At 66.7% G+C, this 14,949-nt stretch carries 16 protein-coding genes; 9 read left to right on the forward strand and 7 right to left on the reverse strand.

Translation table 11 applies throughout. The features are described 5' to 3' along the window. The first annotated feature begins 223 nt into the window (after positions 1-223). Positions 224-1,936: a phospho-sugar mutase gene (locus E3T47_RS00965; protein WP_134553888.1), complete on the forward strand. Its 1,713-nt coding sequence runs from the start codon at positions 224-226 to the stop codon at positions 1,934-1,936. A gap of 40 nt (positions 1,937-1,976) precedes the next feature. Here E3T47_RS00965 and E3T47_RS00970 read toward each other — a convergent pair whose 3' ends face one another. The 4 genes from E3T47_RS00970 to E3T47_RS00985 all read right to left on the reverse strand — a co-directional run bounded on the left by E3T47_RS00970 (position 1,977) and on the right by E3T47_RS00985 (position 4,881). After that, entirely contained in the window at positions 1,977-2,777 is an 801-nt protein-coding gene (locus tag E3T47_RS00970; protein ID WP_241981836.1) for a hypothetical protein, read from the reverse strand. 164 nt (positions 2,778-2,941) lie between these two features. Beyond that, complete coding sequence (locus tag E3T47_RS00975) at positions 2,942-3,217, reverse strand: PTS sugar transporter subunit IIB (protein WP_134553786.1); 276 nt, start codon at positions 3,215-3,217, stop codon at positions 2,942-2,944. Positions 3,218-3,236: 19 nt separating this feature from the next. Next, a complete protein-coding gene (locus E3T47_RS00980; RefSeq protein ID WP_134553787.1) occupies positions 3,237-3,692 on the reverse strand; it encodes a PTS sugar transporter subunit IIA in 456 nt (151 codons plus the stop codon). A gap of 70 nt (positions 3,693-3,762) precedes the next feature. Further along, complete coding sequence (locus E3T47_RS00985; RefSeq protein WP_134553788.1) at positions 3,763-4,881, reverse strand: adenosine deaminase; 1,119 nt, start codon at positions 4,879-4,881, stop codon at positions 3,763-3,765. Positions 4,882-5,094: 213 nt separating this feature from the next. Between E3T47_RS00985 and uriH the strand changes: the two genes are divergently transcribed. Together uriH and E3T47_RS00995 are read left to right on the forward strand one after the other, a co-directional pair. Continuing rightward, positions 5,095-6,045, forward strand: coding sequence for a uridine-preferring nucleoside hydrolase UriH (gene uriH, locus E3T47_RS00990; RefSeq protein ID WP_134553789.1), 951 nt, complete (start codon positions 5,095-5,097; stop codon positions 6,043-6,045). 105 nt (positions 6,046-6,150) lie between these two features. Next, a complete protein-coding gene (locus E3T47_RS00995; protein ID WP_134553790.1) occupies positions 6,151-7,104 on the forward strand; it encodes an SDR family oxidoreductase in 954 nt (317 codons plus the stop codon). A 1-nt stretch (position 7,105) separates the two neighbouring features. Here the strand turns inward: E3T47_RS00995 and E3T47_RS01000 are convergent, their stop codons facing one another. Then, complete coding sequence (locus E3T47_RS01000) at positions 7,106-7,945, reverse strand: alpha/beta fold hydrolase (protein WP_134553791.1); 840 nt, start codon at positions 7,943-7,945, stop codon at positions 7,106-7,108. Between the two features lie 3 nt (positions 7,946-7,948). Further along, positions 7,949-8,170, reverse strand: a complete 222-nt coding sequence (locus tag E3T47_RS01005) for a hypothetical protein (RefSeq protein WP_134553792.1) — start codon at positions 8,168-8,170, stop codon at positions 7,949-7,951. 141 nt (positions 8,171-8,311) lie between these two features. On the opposite strand from E3T47_RS01005, the gene E3T47_RS01010 reads away from it, so the two are divergent. From E3T47_RS01010 to E3T47_RS01020, 3 genes are read left to right on the forward strand one after another with little or no spacing between them, the layout of a single operon-like run. After that, complete coding sequence (locus tag E3T47_RS01010) at positions 8,312-9,157, forward strand: DUF4349 domain-containing protein (RefSeq protein WP_134553793.1); 846 nt, start codon at positions 8,312-8,314, stop codon at positions 9,155-9,157. Positions 9,158-9,167: 10 nt separating this feature from the next. Beyond that, on the forward strand, positions 9,168-10,409 hold the full coding sequence (locus E3T47_RS01015; protein ID WP_241981837.1) for an acyl-CoA dehydrogenase family protein: 1,242 nt from the start codon (positions 9,168-9,170) through the stop codon (positions 10,407-10,409). Beyond that, the gene (locus E3T47_RS01020; RefSeq protein WP_134553794.1) at positions 10,406-11,752 is read left to right on the forward strand and encodes a threonine/serine exporter family protein; all 1,347 of its coding nucleotides are present in this window, start codon (positions 10,406-10,408) and stop codon (positions 11,750-11,752) included. Before E3T47_RS01015 ends, E3T47_RS01020 begins: the two co-directional genes overlap by 4 nt. A 152-nt stretch (positions 11,753-11,904) precedes the next feature. Here the strand turns inward: E3T47_RS01020 and E3T47_RS01025 are convergent, their stop codons facing one another. Continuing rightward, positions 11,905-12,150, reverse strand: a complete 246-nt coding sequence (locus E3T47_RS01025; protein ID WP_134553795.1) for a hypothetical protein — start codon at positions 12,148-12,150, stop codon at positions 11,905-11,907. 180 nt (positions 12,151-12,330) lie between these two features. On the opposite strand from E3T47_RS01025, the gene E3T47_RS16505 reads away from it, so the two are divergent. The 3 genes from E3T47_RS16505 (at position 12,331) to E3T47_RS01035 (ending at position 14,861) form a co-directional block, all read left to right on the forward strand. Beyond that, positions 12,331-12,453, forward strand: a complete 123-nt coding sequence (locus E3T47_RS16505) for a hypothetical protein (RefSeq protein WP_255408738.1) — start codon at positions 12,331-12,333, stop codon at positions 12,451-12,453. A 185-nt stretch (positions 12,454-12,638) separates the two neighbouring features. Then, entirely contained in the window at positions 12,639-13,508 is an 870-nt protein-coding gene (locus E3T47_RS01030; RefSeq protein ID WP_134553796.1) for an alanyl-tRNA editing protein, read from the forward strand. A 135-nt stretch (positions 13,509-13,643) separates the two neighbouring features. Then, positions 13,644-14,861 (forward strand): acyl-CoA dehydrogenase family protein, encoded by a 1,218-nt coding sequence (locus tag E3T47_RS01035; RefSeq protein WP_134553797.1) that lies wholly within the window; start codon positions 13,644-13,646, stop codon positions 14,859-14,861. Positions 14,862-14,949 lie beyond the last annotated feature (88 nt).

Here is a 14,949-nt window from a genome sequence, read left to right on the forward strand (position 1 = left end):
GGCCCCGACGCCGACCCGCACCCTGCCCATCGTGCCGAACAGCGACGACGCTGGCTCGGAGCCGACGGTCGCCATTCAGACCATCGCGCAGAACAACGACGACGATTTCGACCCGACGGTCGCCATTCAGACCATCACACCCGAGAGCGCAGGGGAGGACAACCTCGCCACCGCGCCGGTCGCCCACGAGACGCCGCTCGCCTCGACCGACCGCACCGCGGCGCTGCTGCAGGCGGCCAGGGCCTGGCTCAACCAGGATCCCGACCCGGAGACACAGGCGCAGCTGCGCGCGCTCATCAACGCCGTCGACGACGGCGACACCGTGGCCCTGTCGAACCTGCACTCGCGGTTCGACACCCGGCTCGCCTTCGGCACGGCCGGGCTGCGGGGCGAAATCTCCGCCGGACCGAACCGCATGAACCGGGTTCTTGTCTCGCAGGCCGCGGCCGGCCTCGCCACCTATTTGCGACGCCACGCCGCCCCCGGCGTGACGCCGTCGGTCGTCATCGGCTACGACGGCCGCAAGAATTCCCACGTCTTCGCGACCGACACGGCGACGATCATGGCGGGCGCGGGGGTGCGCGCCATCCTCTTACCGCGCCTGCTGCCGACGCCCGTGCTGGCCTTCGCGGTGCGGCACCTCGATGCGAGCTGCGGCGTAATGGTGACCGCCTCGCACAACCCGTCCAACGACAACGGCTACAAGGTCTACCTGGGCGGCGTGAATAACGGCGCCCAGATCGTCGCCCCCGACGACAAGGCCATCTCGGACGAGATTCTGCGCGTCGCCGCCGACGAACACGTGCCGCATTTGCCGCGCGGCAGCTACGAGACCGCCGACGAAGACGTCGTGCTCGCCTACATCGCTGCGACCGCCGGCATCGCCCACCGGCCGCGCGCACAGGTGAACGCGGTGTACACCGCCATGCACGGCGTCGGCTGGGACACCACCCGCCGGGTGCTCGAAAAGGCCGGATTCGACCTGCCGACCCTCGTCGACGCGCAGATCGCCCCCGACGCCGCTTTTCCAACGGTGGCATTTCCGAACCCGGAAGAACCCGGTGCGCTGGACCTCGCCTACGAGACCGCGCGCGAGGTGAACGCCGAACTCATCATCGCCAACGATCCGGATGCCGACCGCCTCGCCGTAGCCATCCCCGACCTCTCGAGCGCGAGCGGCTTTCGGCGGCTGAGCGGCAACGAGGTCGGCGCTATTCTCGGCTGGCGGGCCGCCGCGCTCGCCGGGGCAACCGATCTCGACGCCGATGGTGGCACCGACCTGAGCGGCAACGGCCTCGCCCTGAATACCGGCACGCTGGCCTGTTCGATCGTGTCGTCGCCGGCGCTACACGCGGTAGCGGATGCCTACGGCCTGCGTTTCACCGAGACCCTCACCGGATTCAAATGGGTGTCCCGGGTACCCAACCTGGTCTACGGCTTCGAAGAGGCGCTGGGCTACCTGGTCAACCCGGAGACCGTGCGCGACAAGGACGGCATCTCGGCTGCCGTCGCGCTGCTCTCGCTCGTGAGCGACCTCAAGTCGGAGGGCACGACCCTCGCCCGCTATCTCGACCGCTTCAGTGAGAGATTCGGGCACTACGCCTCGGGCCAGATCTCGGTGCGAGTCAGCGAACTGTCGACCATCGCACTCGTGATGACCCGCCTGCGGGAATCTCCACCGACCCACGTCGGCCGCATTCGCGTCGACGAGATCGATGACTTTCGCTGGGGGTTCGGCGAGCTGCCGCCGAGCGACGTGTTGCGCATCCGCTTGACGGATGGGTCCCGCGTGATGGTGCGCCCGAGCGGTACCGAGCCGAAGCTCAAGGTGTACATCGACACCCGCAGCAAAGTCGGCGCCCTGGTGGAACGTAAAGCGGCCGCCCAGGCCGCGCTCGACGAACTCGATCGCGGAATGCGCGCGCTGATCGCGTAGTTGCCGGGGTGCCGTTCGGCGAGCCGATGCCGCGGCGCCGCTAGCCGAGCAGGGAGACGGCGTGGGCGATGACGAGGGCCAGGAGCACGAAACCGCCGAAGGACTCGAGAGCCATGAGTGCCTTGGCCCGCAGGGACAGCGGCATCGTGTCGGTCGGACTGAACGCCATGGAGTTCGACAGCGAGAAATACACATAGTCGAAGAACGAGGCGACCCAGCCGATGCGCCGCGACGAGCGGGCGGCGACCTCCTCGATGGCGTCGTGATCTTCATCTTGGGGAAAGCGAAAATCAGCCGGGGGAAAGTCCTTGCGATCGGCATGCCGGCGCGAGACCGGGCCGCCGCGGTCGAGTTCCCAGTAGACGAGGGCGAAGGCGATGACGTTGGTCACCCAGACCTGCAGGGCCGCGAGCAACAGGGTCGCCCCGTCACCATTGCCGCCTGAGGTGAGTTGAATGACGAGTTGCACGAGCGCGACCTCGTTGGCCGCGACCAGCAGTAAGGCCTGGCCCGTGGCAACGTACTTCGACCAGCGGGTCTCACGATGCAGCCGGTACGGATTCAAAACGATGAGCGGAATCAGCAGTGCCAGCCCGATCGCGATAACCGTGTAGCGCAGGCCGGGCAGAAACGTACTCGGCAGCATGGAATACAGTCCGAGCGCGATCAGCAGGCCGAGCACGGCGGGCCAGCGATGCTCGGCCCCTACTCCCGGCTGCACAATGCCGCCTTCGTCGGCACTGTGATCGGCGCTGTGGTCGGCGCTGTGGTCGGCGCTGGCGCTGTGGTCGGCGCTGGCGCTGTGGTCGGCGCTGTCGCTGTGGTCGGCGCTGTCGCTCATGCGCTGAGCTTAGAGCCAACTCGACGTCGCACAAGGTCGCCGCACGCTGCCCGACCTTACACAGGCGTGCGGGGCGGAAATGGGTCCGGCGGAGCGGCATCCGTTCGCCGAGCTAACCTAACGGCCCTAGAAACGCTCAGGGGCCACGAGCAGAACGTGGAAGGCTAGGAACCCAGCGCGATCTCCAGCTTGGCGACGAGCTCGTCGACGTCGAAATAATTGTTGATCACGATCACGTCGGCGTTGGTCTTGCCGATCGCCTCGACGAGCTCTGACGAAGTCAGGATGACCTGGGCGTCGGCCGCAGCGGCGCGCACGCCGGCGACATCCGTTGCCTGCACGCTCGCGTCGATATCAAGACGTTCGAGGGCCCGCTCGGCGTTGACCTTGAGGATGGCCGAGGTGCCGAGCCCGATGCCACACATGACGACGATCTTCATGGGCATACCGTCGGCGCGGTCATGCGAGCGCTTCGGTCTGTCCGAACACGCCCTGCACGAATTCGGCGGTGGTCGCGCCGGCCAGTGCCGGAATCACCGCAGGATCGTTGAAGACGTTGGCGAGTTCTGCGACGAATTGCAGGTGGTCGTCGGCGCCGCTCACGGCCAGGCCGACGATCACACTGACCGGGTCATTGTGGGGGTGGCCGAAAGCGACCGGCTCGGCAAGGGTGACAACGCAGAGTCCGTCGGTAAGAACATCCGCTCCTGGGCGGGCATGCGCGAGCGCCAGGCCCGGCGCGATCACAATGTAGGCACCGAATTCGCGAATCACTTCGATCATGCGATCGGTATAAGCGGATGTCGTCGCGCCGGAACGCACGAGGGCGTCACCGGCCGCCGTGATGGCGGCCGGCCAGTCGTCAGCGAGCGCGCCGATGGTGATGGCATTGAGCGGGAGGTGCGGCAGTGGCATGATCACTTTCGGATAAGTGGAGTCGAACTCCATGAGTCGCGCAGGCACTCGCTGACTCGGCAGGCCGGCGTCAGGCGTCGCCGAAGCCGGCTTCGATGGCTTCGACGAGTTCTTCGCGGTCTTCCAGCGGCAGGAATGCGGCGTTTGCGGCGTTGAGCTGGAAGGTCTCGAGGTCGCCGAGATCGTAGCCAAAGGCGTCAGACAGCAGGGCGAGCTCCTGGGTGAGGGTCGTGTCGCTCATCAGACGGTTGTCGGTGTTGACGGTGACCTTGAAGCCGAGCTGGTAGAGCAGGTCGAACGGGTGGTCGAACAGTTCCTCGCCCCAAGCGGCGACCGCCCCGGTCTGCAGGTTCGAGGAGGGGCTCAGCTCGAGCGTGATCTCGCGATCGCGCACCCACTGGGCCACCGGGCCGAGGGTGACGAAAGTGTTGTCGTCGTCCTGGCGTTCGATGGTGACGTCCTCGGCGAGGCGCACCCCGTGGCCGAGGCGCAGCGCGCGGCCGTCAAACAGGGCGCCTCGAATGCTGTCGAGGCCATCGGCCTCGCCAGCATGCACGGTGACCGGCATGAATTCACGGGCCAGCAGGTCGAAGGCTGCGCGATGGTTGCCGGCCGGGAAGCCGGCCTCGGCGCCGGCGATGTCGAAGCCGACGACGCCGTCGAAGCGGTAGCGCACAGCGAGTTCGGCGATTTCCAGCGCGCGATCGGCGTGGCGCATGGCGGTGATGAGCTGGCCGATGCGGATGCTGCGGCCCGACTCTTCGACGTTCTCAATGCCGGCTTCGATGCCGTCCTGCACGGCTTCGACGACCTCGTTGAGGGTGAGGCCGCGAGCAAGGTGCTGTTCGGGAGCCCAGCGAATCTCACCGTAGATGACGCCGTCGTCGGCGAGGTCCTCGACGAATTCGCGGGCGACCCGACTGAGGCCCTCGCGGGTTTGCATCACGGCGGTGGTGACGTCGAAGGTCTTGAGGTATTCCACGAGCGAACCAGCATTGGATTGGGTGGAGAACCACTCGCCGAGCGCGTCGGCATTCGTTGTCGGGAGCTCGAATCCGATGGAGTCGGCCAGTTCGATGATGGACTGCGGGCGCAGGCCACCGTCGAGGTGGTCGTGCAGCGAAACCTTCGGCAGGGTGTTAATACTCGTGCCGCCGCCGGGCATGAGGAATTCCTCGATCAAAGTCATACGAACAAGCTCCTCGGTACGGGGGCGGATGTGAACTACAACCGCGCGCCCAGCTTATCGGAGCGGCTCTGCACGGAGCATGAGAGATGCGGCAAGCGGATGCCGCCGCTCGCGCCAAGCCCCGCGGCCAGCCCCCGCGCCGCCCCGGCCACGCCGCGCAGACTGCACGGGGCCCGAAATGCATCGGCGGTGAGCGAGGACCTACCCTGAACTGTGCCCACCAAAATCATTCTCGACTGCGACCCCGGCCACGACGATGCGATCGCGCTGCTGCTCGCGCACGGAAACCCCCAAATCGAACTCGTCGCCGTGACCACCGTAATGGGCAACCAGACCCTCGCCAAGGTCACCCGCAACGCCCTGTCGGTCGCCCGCGTGGCCGGCATCACCGGGGTTCCGTTCGCCGCCGGATGCGAGCGCCCACTGGTGCGGCAGATCGAGACGGCACCGACGATTCACGGCGAGTCGGGCCTCGACGGACCCGTGTTGCCCGAACCGAGCCTTGAGCTCGACCACCGGCACGCCGTCGACCTCATCATCGATACGATCATGGCGCACGAGCCGGGCGAGATCACCCTCGTGCCGACCGGCGCCCTGACCAATATCGCCCTTGCCGTCCGCAAGGAGCCGCGCATCGTCGAGCGGGTCAAGCAGGTCGTGCTTATGGGGGGTGGCTACCACGTGGGCAACTGGTCAGCCACAGCCGAGTTCAATATCGTCATCGACCCCGAAGCCGCCCACATCGTTTTCAACGAGAAGTGGCCGCTCACCATGATCGGGCTGGACCTGACCCACCAGGCCCTCGCCACCCCCGACGTCGCTCGCCGCATCGCGGCGGTCGGCACCGCGCCGGCCCGGTTCGTCGGCGAGCTGCTCGCGTTCTTCGCCGAAACCTACAAGGATGCCCAGGGTTTCGACTACCCACCCGTGCACGACCCGTGCGCGGTCGCGTTCGTGATCGACCCGAGCGTGATCACCGTGCGCAAGGCTCCCCTCGATGTGGAGCTGGCCGGCACCCTCACCCTCGGCATGACCGTGGCCGACTTTCGCGCGCCCGCTCCGGCGGACTGCACCACGCAGGTGGCCGTCGACCTCGACCACGAGAAGTTCTGGGCGCTCATCGTCGATGCCCTCGAGCGCATCGGTGACCCGCCGCAGCACTAGGCCGCCTGACCGCGCAGCCGTGAATCCGCCTCGGGCCCCCGACCGCCGCGTGACTTCCACCCTCCAAACGGGGTTGGATGGAGCTTTACGACAAATGGGAGACCCATGACCACGCGCGCCAAACACCTCCCCGACATCCAGATTCCCGACCTGCACGGCAAGCTTGCCGTCGTCACGGGCGCCAACAGCGGCCTCGGATTCGGCCTCACCGGCCGCCTCGCCCGCGCGGGCGCAGAGGTCATCCTCGCCGTGCGGAACGAGGAGAAGGGTGCCGCGGCCGTGAGACGCATTCGTGAGCAGATTCCGGAGGCGAGCGTCAGCATCCGGCATCTCGATCTGGCCTCGCTGTCGAGCACCACCGGATTCGGTGAGGAGCTCACGAAGGAAGGGCGCCCAATCGATATTCTGATCAACAACGCCGGTCTCATGATGCCGCCGGTGCGCGACGAGACCGAAGACGGCTTCGAGCTGCAATTCGGCACCAACCACCTCGGCCACTTCGCGCTCACCGCCCACCTGCTGCCGCTGCTGCGCGCCGCCACATTGAGCCGGGTCGTGAGTCTCTCAAGCCTGATCGCTCGCACCGGACGCCTCGATTTCGACGATCTGCAAGGCTTGCGCTACCGGCCGCACCGCGCCTACGCGCTCTCCAAGCTCGCCACGCTCATGTTCGCACGCGAACTCAACCGGCGCAGCATCGTCGGCGGCTGGGGCCTGCGCAGCATCGCCGCGCACCCGGGCGCGACCGTCACGAACCTGCAGATCACCGGCCCCACCCACAAGGGAGCCTCGGCCCGGGTCTTCCTCGCCGTCAACGAGGCCACCCACCAGATCGGCTGGATCTGGCAGCAGATCGACCAGGGCATCCTGCCGGTGCTTTACGCGGCGACGAGCCCGGCAGCAGCCGGCGGCGGCTACTACGGCCCCGGTGGATTCGGCGAACTCACCGGCGCCCCCGCGCCCGCCAGGCTGCCCCCGCGCTCGCTCGACGAAGCGGATGCCCGCCGTCTCTGGTCGCTGTCCGAGGAACTCACCGGCGCCATCTTCCCGGCCGTGTAGTTCAGCTGTCGATCACCTTCACGAGCACCCGCGCCAACCGCCGGCGAATGATGTGGTCGTTGGCCTCGACGCGGTGCATGGTGACGTGGCGCATCCGCTCGATAACGGTCATGCTGCCCTGCGCGATGAAGGCGTCGAGCGCGCCGTAGATCACGTCGACCGGCACGGTGAGGCTCGCCACGTCGCTCACCACGGTCTGCGACTCGATGCAGTGCTCCATCGACTTGATGAACGGGGTCCAGGTCTTCTCGGTTAGTTCGAAAATACCCTTGGGCAGCAGGCGCGACATGAAGGCCGCATTGGCGAGCGTGAATTCCTTGTTGGCACGCAGAAAATCGTAGGCACGCAGATAGGCGCTCACCCGGGCCTTGACCCGCGGGTCACCGATATCGCTTGGCGAGACGTAGACCGGCGGACCCACGAGCACCATGCGCGACACCGTACCGCGACCGGTCACCCGCCGCCGGAACGTCGCCACCCGGCCGTGCTGCTCCATGGCCGCATAGCGGGTACTGATCAGGCTGCCGAGCGAATGCCCGACCAGAACGAACGGCTCGCGCAGCTTCAACGACCGGATGGTCGCGGCCAGGGCTCCGACGTGATCCTCCAGCCGGTACTCACACCCCTCCGGTGCGGGGGATTGCCCGAACCCCAGAATGTCGACGGCGATCACCCGGTGATTCGGGGTCAACAACGGGATCACCTCGTAGAAGGTGACCGAGGACGACGCGATGCCGTGCACGAGAATCACGACCGGACCGGTCCCGGCATCCGTTGCCACGTGCAGCAGTGGTGGGCGAGGCCGACGCGTCCTGCGCATCCGCTTCGCCCACCAGGTCATACGCTAATTATTGTCGCGCAGGGTGGCCTTGAAGTCGTTCTTGGCCTCGGTGGCATTGCGTTCGGCCTCGGCGTGCTTGACCTCACCCTCAGCCTTCTTCACCTTGGCGTCGGCCTTGGCCTCGTCGGCCTTGTCTTCGATGCGGTCCTTGACGTCATCCACCGCGCGGCCGATTTTCTTACCGGTGGCGTCGAGTGCGTCCTTGGCGTCGTCTACGAATCCCATGTCGTCCTCCTGGTCGTTACGAGTCGAGCTGTTCCGCCGACCTCATGACCTTACTTCGGGGGGTAGGCGTCGAGTCCCAATTGTAATCCGACTCCCAGACTGCCTTCAGCGTGCTACGCCGACACGCTCGTACAGTGAAGCATGAGGCGAACCTGGGGTGTGATCGCGGTGCTCATGACGGCCGCGTTGTTGGCGGGGTGCACGGCGAACAGCGGTTCCGTGGGCACCGATTCGTCCGGCAGCGTGTCGGGCGGTGTCGTCCCGGACGAGGCCGCCCCTGACGTCACCGGAACCACGAGCGATCTGTACACCGCCAATCGAGACGTCATCACCACCGGGTCCCTTTCGATCACCGCGACCGACCCGGTCAAAGCGAGCGAATCGGCCGTGACCATCACCGAACAGGCTGGCGGCCGGGTCGACAGCCGCAGCGAAAACCCGGCGACCGATATTCAGCCGGCGAGCGCGAACCTGACCCTGCGCATTCCGTCCGACGAACTCGACCGCACGCTGATTGAGCTGAAGAAGCTCGGCCGGCTCAACTTCGTCTCACTCACCGCGCAGGACGTCACCCAGCAGAGCCAGGACCTCGACGCCCGCATCACCGCCCTGACCACCTCGGTCGACCGGCTGCTCGCGCTGATGGCCTCGGCGACGAGCACGACCGACCTGATCAGCATCGAAAGCGCGCTGTCGAGCCGGCAGAGTGAACTCGAAAGCCTGCAGTCCCAGCGCGACTTTCTGGCCGACCAGATCGACTACTCCACCGTGCAGCTCGAACTGGTCGCGGAGGGCACCGTCGCCGCGGGCGGGCCCGACACTTTCTGGACCGGCATCATCGCCGGCTGGACCGCCCTCGTCGCCGCCCTCGGCGGCCTGTTGATCGGCCTCGGAATGGCCATCCCCTGGCTGGGCGTACTGGCGATTTTCGGTGCAATTGTGCTTTTGATCGTGCGGTTGTTCGCGCGACGCCGCAAGGCTGCATAGGCTTGTCTGTGTGACCGAGTTTCTCCCGACTATGGCTCTGCCCGAAACAAGTCCGGCAGCGCCCGTTTCTGCACCCGACAACGATCAGAACAAGCCGTTGCTTTCTGACCGAACACTGGTCGGCATCCGCTCCAGGGCCGCGGGGTATGACCGGGCCAACGCGTTCTTCACCGAAGATCTGGCCGAGCTTGTCGCGGCCGGGTACCTGCGCGCCCTCGTGCCGACCCGGTTCGGCGGACTCGGCCGCACCCTGCAGCAAACCGTTCACGCGCAGACCCGGCTCGCCGCGCACGCCCCGGCCACCGCCCTCGCCGTGAACATGCACCTGATCTGGACCGGCGTCGCTGCAAGTCTGCACGCGCAGGGCGACCACTCGCTCGATTTTCTACTCGAGGAAGCCGGCCGCGGCGAAATCTTCGCCTTCGGCGTGAGCGAACCCGGGAACGATCTCGTGCTGTTCGGTTCCCAAACGGATGCCCGCCCCCAGCAAGGCGGTGGCTACCGGTTCACCGGCACCAAGGTTTTCACCTCGCTCTCCCCCGCCTGGACCCGACTCGGCACCCTCGGCCTCGACTCCTCAGACTTGGCTGACCCCGCGATCGTCTGGGCGTTCCTCGAAAGAGCGGATGCCGGCATCCGCTCGAAAGACGATTGGAACACCCTCGGCATGCGCGCCAGCCAGAGCCAGAGCACCGTGCTCGACGGCGCGCTGGCCCGCCCCGACCGGGTCGTGCGACGGCTGCCGGTCGGCCCGAACGGCGACCCGCTCGTCGCTGGAATCTTCGCCACCTTCGAGATCCTGCTCAGCGCGGTGTACACCGGCATCGGTCAGCGCGCGCTTGAACTCGCCGTAGCGGGCGCAAACCTGCGCACCTCGCTCAAGAACGATGGCCGCTCGCACGCGCAGGATCCGGTGGCGCGCTGGCGGGTAGGCGACCTCGTCATCGCGATGGACGGCATCTACCCGCAGATCGACGCCCTCGCCCGCACCGTCGACGAGCGTTCGTTCACGGTCGGACCGGCCTGGTTCGCCCAGCTGTCGGGGCTCAAGTACCGAGCCACCCAGAACGCGAAGTTCGTCGTCGACACCGCCGTGCAGATCGCCGGCGGTTCGGCCTACAGCGCCAGCTCCGAACTCGGGCGGCTCTACCGCGACGTGCTCGCGGGTTTGTTCCACCCCTCCGACGCGGATTCCGCGCACGCGACCGCCGCAGCATCCGTTCTAGGTCCCCTCGATTTGAGCACCAGTTGAATTTCAGCAAGACCACCGCCATCACCCTCGACCACGCCGGCTACACCCGAAGCGTTCTCGACCTCACCATGCGCCTCGCCGAGGTCATCTTCACCGCCGGCGCCGGCGCCGAAGATGCGACCGCCGCGATGATCGCGCTCACCCGCGCCTACGGGCTCAAGGGCACCGACGCGAACATCACGCACACGACCATCACACTCACGCAGGAAGATGCGTCGACGCACGAGTCGATCATCCGCAGCCGCAACGTGAAGTACCGCACGCTCGACTATTCCAAGCTCACGGCGACGTCGGAGCTCATTGCCGACATCATCGAGAAGCCGATCGAGGTCGCCGAAGCGCGTAAGATCCTCGCGACGATCGTCAGCTCCAAACCGCAAGTGCCCAAGCAGTGGCGCCGCATCGGCTGGAGCCTCGTCGGCGCGGGAGCCGCCGTGCTGATCGGCGCCGGGCTCACCGTGATCATCGCCGCGTTCATCGCCACCTGGATCATCGACTGGATCACCTCGGTGCTTGACCACCGCCAGGTTCCCCTGTTCTACCAAACCGTCGTCGGCGGAGCGATCGGCCCGATCGTCGCCGCGATCGTGCGGGTGATCGACCCCACGGCGAACCCTTCGCTCGTGGTGGTCGCCACCATCATCATGCTCCTCGCCGGAGTGACCACGTTCGGCGCCGTGCATGACACACTGTCGGGGTTCTACCTCACCGGCACCGCCCGAATGGTGGAGGCTCTGCTGATCACGGCCGGCCTGGTCACCGGAGTGTCCGGCTCCGCGCTTTTCCTGGCCCGGTTCGGCCTCATGCTCGAGATTGACTCGAACCCGATCGTGACGCTCGGCGTTCTGCCGGTGCTCCTCGTGGCCGCGATTGTGATCGTGATCGGATTCGCGCTCGCCGTGCAGGTACCGTGGCGCGCGGTCTGGGTGGTCTGCGTGCTCGGTGCACTCGCCGAATTTCTCTTTGTCGCGGCCATGGCCGGTGGGTTCGGCCTGGTCGGATCCTCGGCGGCGAGCGCCCTCGGCGTCGGGCTGCTGGCCGCTGTCACCGCCCGCATCGTGCGCACCCCGCCGCTCGTCATCATGGTGACAGCCCTCGTGCCGCTCGTACCCGGGCTCACCCTGTTTCGCGGACTGCTCATGCTATCGGAGGGCGACATCAACGGGCTGCTCTCCCTGCTCACCGCGGCGGGCATCGCCATGGCCCTCGCGGCCGGCGCGCTGCTGTCGCAGTACATCGTGCAGATCGTCTGGGGCCCGGCACGCCGCCTGCAGCGCCGCTTCGTGGGGCCGCTCATGGCGCTGCCGGTGCGGCTAGGCCGCGACGCCACCAAGCGCATCTAACACCAAGCGCATCTAACACCAAGCGCATCTAACACCAAGCGCATCTAACACCGCACGCATCTAACTCCAGCGCGGGTACGTTCACGTTCGGGACGACGGCATCCGCATATAAACGGATGCCGTCACCCCCGCGCCGAGACAAGCGCGGCAGGTCAGTTGGGAACGTCGGCCTCGCCGTCGGCTTCGGCGACGTCCTCCTCGACGAACCGGTACGGGATGGGTTCCTCGGTCTCGTGGCCGCGCTTGTAGGTGCGCGTGATCGTTTCGGTGTCCTCGACCGCCTCGAGCACGATCACGTTCTGGTAGACACCGTCGACATATTCAAGCTCCACCTCGGTTCCGGCGGCGATCGGGTTCGGTCCGAAGAGTACTGCCCGGTAGGTGGCGCTATGGCTCATGAGGGTGACCTTTCGACGGGGTGGGGTTCAGTGCAGCGACAGCATACGACACACCGGCAGTCATGCACAGGGTTGCTGCCGGGTTGACCGGTTCGGTCGGCCGCGCAAGATGACGTTTGCGGCAAACCCGCGTATTCTCGAGATGACGGGGCCCCACGGCTCGGCGCGAAGGAGTACACAATGGCTGATAAATCACCGAAAAAGGACGCAACCAAAAAGGTTGCCGACAAGTCCCTCAAGGAAAAAAGGGCCGACAAGAAGGCGAAGTCTGAAGAGACCGCTTCCCGGGCCCGCAAGAGCTAGGGGCCAACAAGCGCACGGGGTGCCGCCACGATCGTGACGGCACCCTTTTTCCTTGCCGGTTCTACTCACACCGCAGCATCCGCTCCACTGAACGGCCTGGCCGGTGCATCCACGCGTGCCCGGCGCAGCCGCCCGGCCGTCAGCATGCGTTTCGCGGCCTGCCGGCAGCACCGAAAGGACCAGCCATGACCCTGCCCAGCGAAGATACCCGCGTGCTGTACCCGAGCGGAGCCGTCGACCTGCAGGCGACCGTGTTGCACTCCGAACCGCTCGCCGACGGACGCTCGGCCGTGCTTCTCGACGCGACCTGCGTGCATCCGGTCGACGCCGGCTGGCCTGACCAGGGGCCCGACCTCGCGCTGCTGCACCACGGCGCCGCTTTCTGGCCGGTCGAGGACTGCATCGTGGGAGCCACCGACGGGTCGGCGTTGTATATCGGCGACGACATTCCGGTGGGCAAGGGAACGCCCGGCTGGGCCTTCGTCGTCGTGCACGTGGTCGACGCGGCCGGGCTCTCGGCCGGCGACACGGTCACCGTCGAGGTCGACGAAAGCCTGCGCGATGCCACAAGTGCCGGCCACACCAGCTGCCACCTCGCCTCACTAGCCCTCAACGACGCCCTCGCCGACCGCTGGAAGAAGGAGGTACGCCCCGACGCCCTCGGCCACCCCGACTTCGACGGCCTCGCCATCGACGAGTCGCTTATCGGCCAGAACGCCTCCGTCGACACGTACCGACTCGGCAAGTCGCTGCGCAAGAAGGGCTTCACGGTCGAGGGATTCGCCGAGGCGCTCGCCTCGATCGAAGCGGCCGTCAACGCGACCCTTCTTGTCTGGACCGAAACGGATGCCACGGTGCGCGTCGACCGCGACGGCGACTTGTTGACGGATCGCCGCTTCTGGGTCTGCGAGCTGCCGGACGCAAGTGTGCGCATCCCCTGCGGCGGAACCCACGTGAGCTCGCTCGGCACGCTCGGCGCCGTGACGGTGACGCTCGCCCTGCACGACCTGGACGGCACCGACGTGCTCACCATGAACACCTCCGCTACCCGCTAACATCGCGCATCGGGGGCAATCTGAGAGGTCTTACCGGGCAGTCCAGACGCACTATGCACGGTCTTCCGGCGAGAGATTGCGCAATTTTACGGATTGGCGCACAATTCAGGGGTACCAGGTCAGAGAGGACCAGCCATGAGCATCGCCGTTGACAGCCCGCAGATCGGCAGCACCGAAGCCTGCAGCCCCGAGTTCTACACCGGCCCGACCGCCGATTTCTTCTCCTACCAGGACCTGCTCGCCCCCGAGGAGCAGCAGCTCGTGGCCGAGGCCCGTGCGGTGCTCGAGCGCGACGTGCGGCCGATCGTGGCCGAGCACTGGAACAACGCGACGTTTCCGTTCGAGATCATTCCGACGCTCGCCGCCCTCAACCTCGTGGATCTGTGTGCGCGCGGCAACAACTTTCTGCTGCACGGTTTCATGACCGTCGAGCTCGCCCGGGTGGATGCCTCCATCTCCACCTTCGTCGGCGTGCACAGCGGCCTGTTCGCGGCGGCCATCGCACAGCTGGGCACCGACGACCAGCGCGACCGCTACCTGGCCGACGCCATCTCCCTGCGCAGAATCGGCGCGTTCGCGCTCACCGAACCGGACCACGGCTCCGACGTGTCCCGCAACATGGAGACGACCGCCACCCGCACCGGCGCATCGTGGACCCTGAACGGCGTCAAACGGTGGATCGGCAGTGGAACCTTCGCCGCCAACGTGTTGGTCTGGGCGCGCGACACCGCCGACGACCAGATCAAGGGGTTCATCGTCAGCTCGGCCCTGCAGGGGTTCACAGCGGAAAAGATCGAGAACAAGATCGCCCTCCGCATCGTGCAGAACGCCACGATCACCCTCGATAACGTCGTGGTCGCCGAGCGCGACCGCCTGCCCGGAGCCACGAGTTTTCGCGACACCAACCGGTTGCTCACCAATAGCCGCGTCTGGGTGGGCTGGCAGACCGTCGGGCTGCAGTTCGCCGCCTACGACTGCGCGCTGCGCTACGCCCTCGAACGCCGGCAGTTCGGCAAGCCGATCGCATCGTTCCAATTGGTGCAGGAGAAGCTCGTGCGCATCCTGGAGAACGCAACGACCTCCCTCGGCACGATGGTGCGCATCGCGCAGCTGCAGCAGGCCGGCACGTTGCGGCCCGAGCACGCCGCGATGGCCAAGGCCTCGGCGAGCGGGCGCATGCGGGAATCCGTGGCGCTCGGCCGTTCGGTGCTCGGCGGCAACGGCATCTCCACCGATTTCGGTATGGCCCGCGTCTTCGCCGACGCCGAAGCGCTCTTCACCTACGAGGGCAGCTACGAGATCAACACCCTCGTCGTCGGCCGGGCCATCACGGGCATCTCCGCGTTCCAGTAGCGGCTCGCCTCCGGCCATCCGCTCGCCAAGCAGTCATGCACTGTCTGGCATAACAAATATGCGCGATCGCGATTTCGACATGGTTGGC

The organism is Cryobacterium ruanii, from assembly GCF_004404055.1.
Taxonomy (GTDB): domain Bacteria; phylum Actinomycetota; class Actinomycetes; order Actinomycetales; family Microbacteriaceae; genus Cryobacterium; species Cryobacterium ruanii.

Coding starts and splice junctions, on each gene's coding strand:
- E3T47_RS00970 (WP_241981836.1), bottom strand. CDS start 2,777: ATGAGCGACAGCGCCGACCACAGCGACAGCGCCGACCACAGCGCCAGC.
- E3T47_RS00975 (WP_134553786.1), bottom strand. CDS start 3,217: ATGAAGATCGTCGTCATGTGTGGCATCGGGCTCGGCACCTCGGCCATC.
- E3T47_RS00980 (WP_134553787.1), bottom strand. CDS start 3,692: ATGCCACTGCCGCACCTCCCGCTCAATGCCATCACCATCGGCGCGCTC.
- E3T47_RS00985 (WP_134553788.1), bottom strand. CDS start 4,881: ATGACTTTGATCGAGGAATTCCTCATGCCCGGCGGCGGCACGAGTATT.
- E3T47_RS00995 (WP_134553790.1), top strand. CDS start 6,151: ATGACCACGCGCGCCAAACACCTCCCCGACATCCAGATTCCCGACCTG.
- E3T47_RS01000 (WP_134553791.1), bottom strand. CDS start 7,945: ATGACCTGGTGGGCGAAGCGGATGCGCAGGACGCGTCGGCCTCGCCCA.
- E3T47_RS01005 (WP_134553792.1), bottom strand. CDS start 8,170: ATGGGATTCGTAGACGACGCCAAGGACGCACTCGACGCCACCGGTAAG.
- E3T47_RS01010 (WP_134553793.1), top strand. CDS start 8,312: ATGAGGCGAACCTGGGGTGTGATCGCGGTGCTCATGACGGCCGCGTTG.
- E3T47_RS01025 (WP_134553795.1), bottom strand. CDS start 12,150: ATGAGCCATAGCGCCACCTACCGGGCAGTACTCTTCGGACCGAACCCG.
- E3T47_RS16505 (WP_255408738.1), top strand. CDS start 12,331: ATGGCTGATAAATCACCGAAAAAGGACGCAACCAAAAAGGTTGCCGAC.
- E3T47_RS01030 (WP_134553796.1), top strand. CDS start 12,639: ATGACCCTGCCCAGCGAAGATACCCGCGTGCTGTACCCGAGCGGAGCC.
- E3T47_RS01035 (WP_134553797.1), top strand. CDS start 13,644: ATGAGCATCGCCGTTGACAGCCCGCAGATCGGCAGCACCGAAGCCTGC.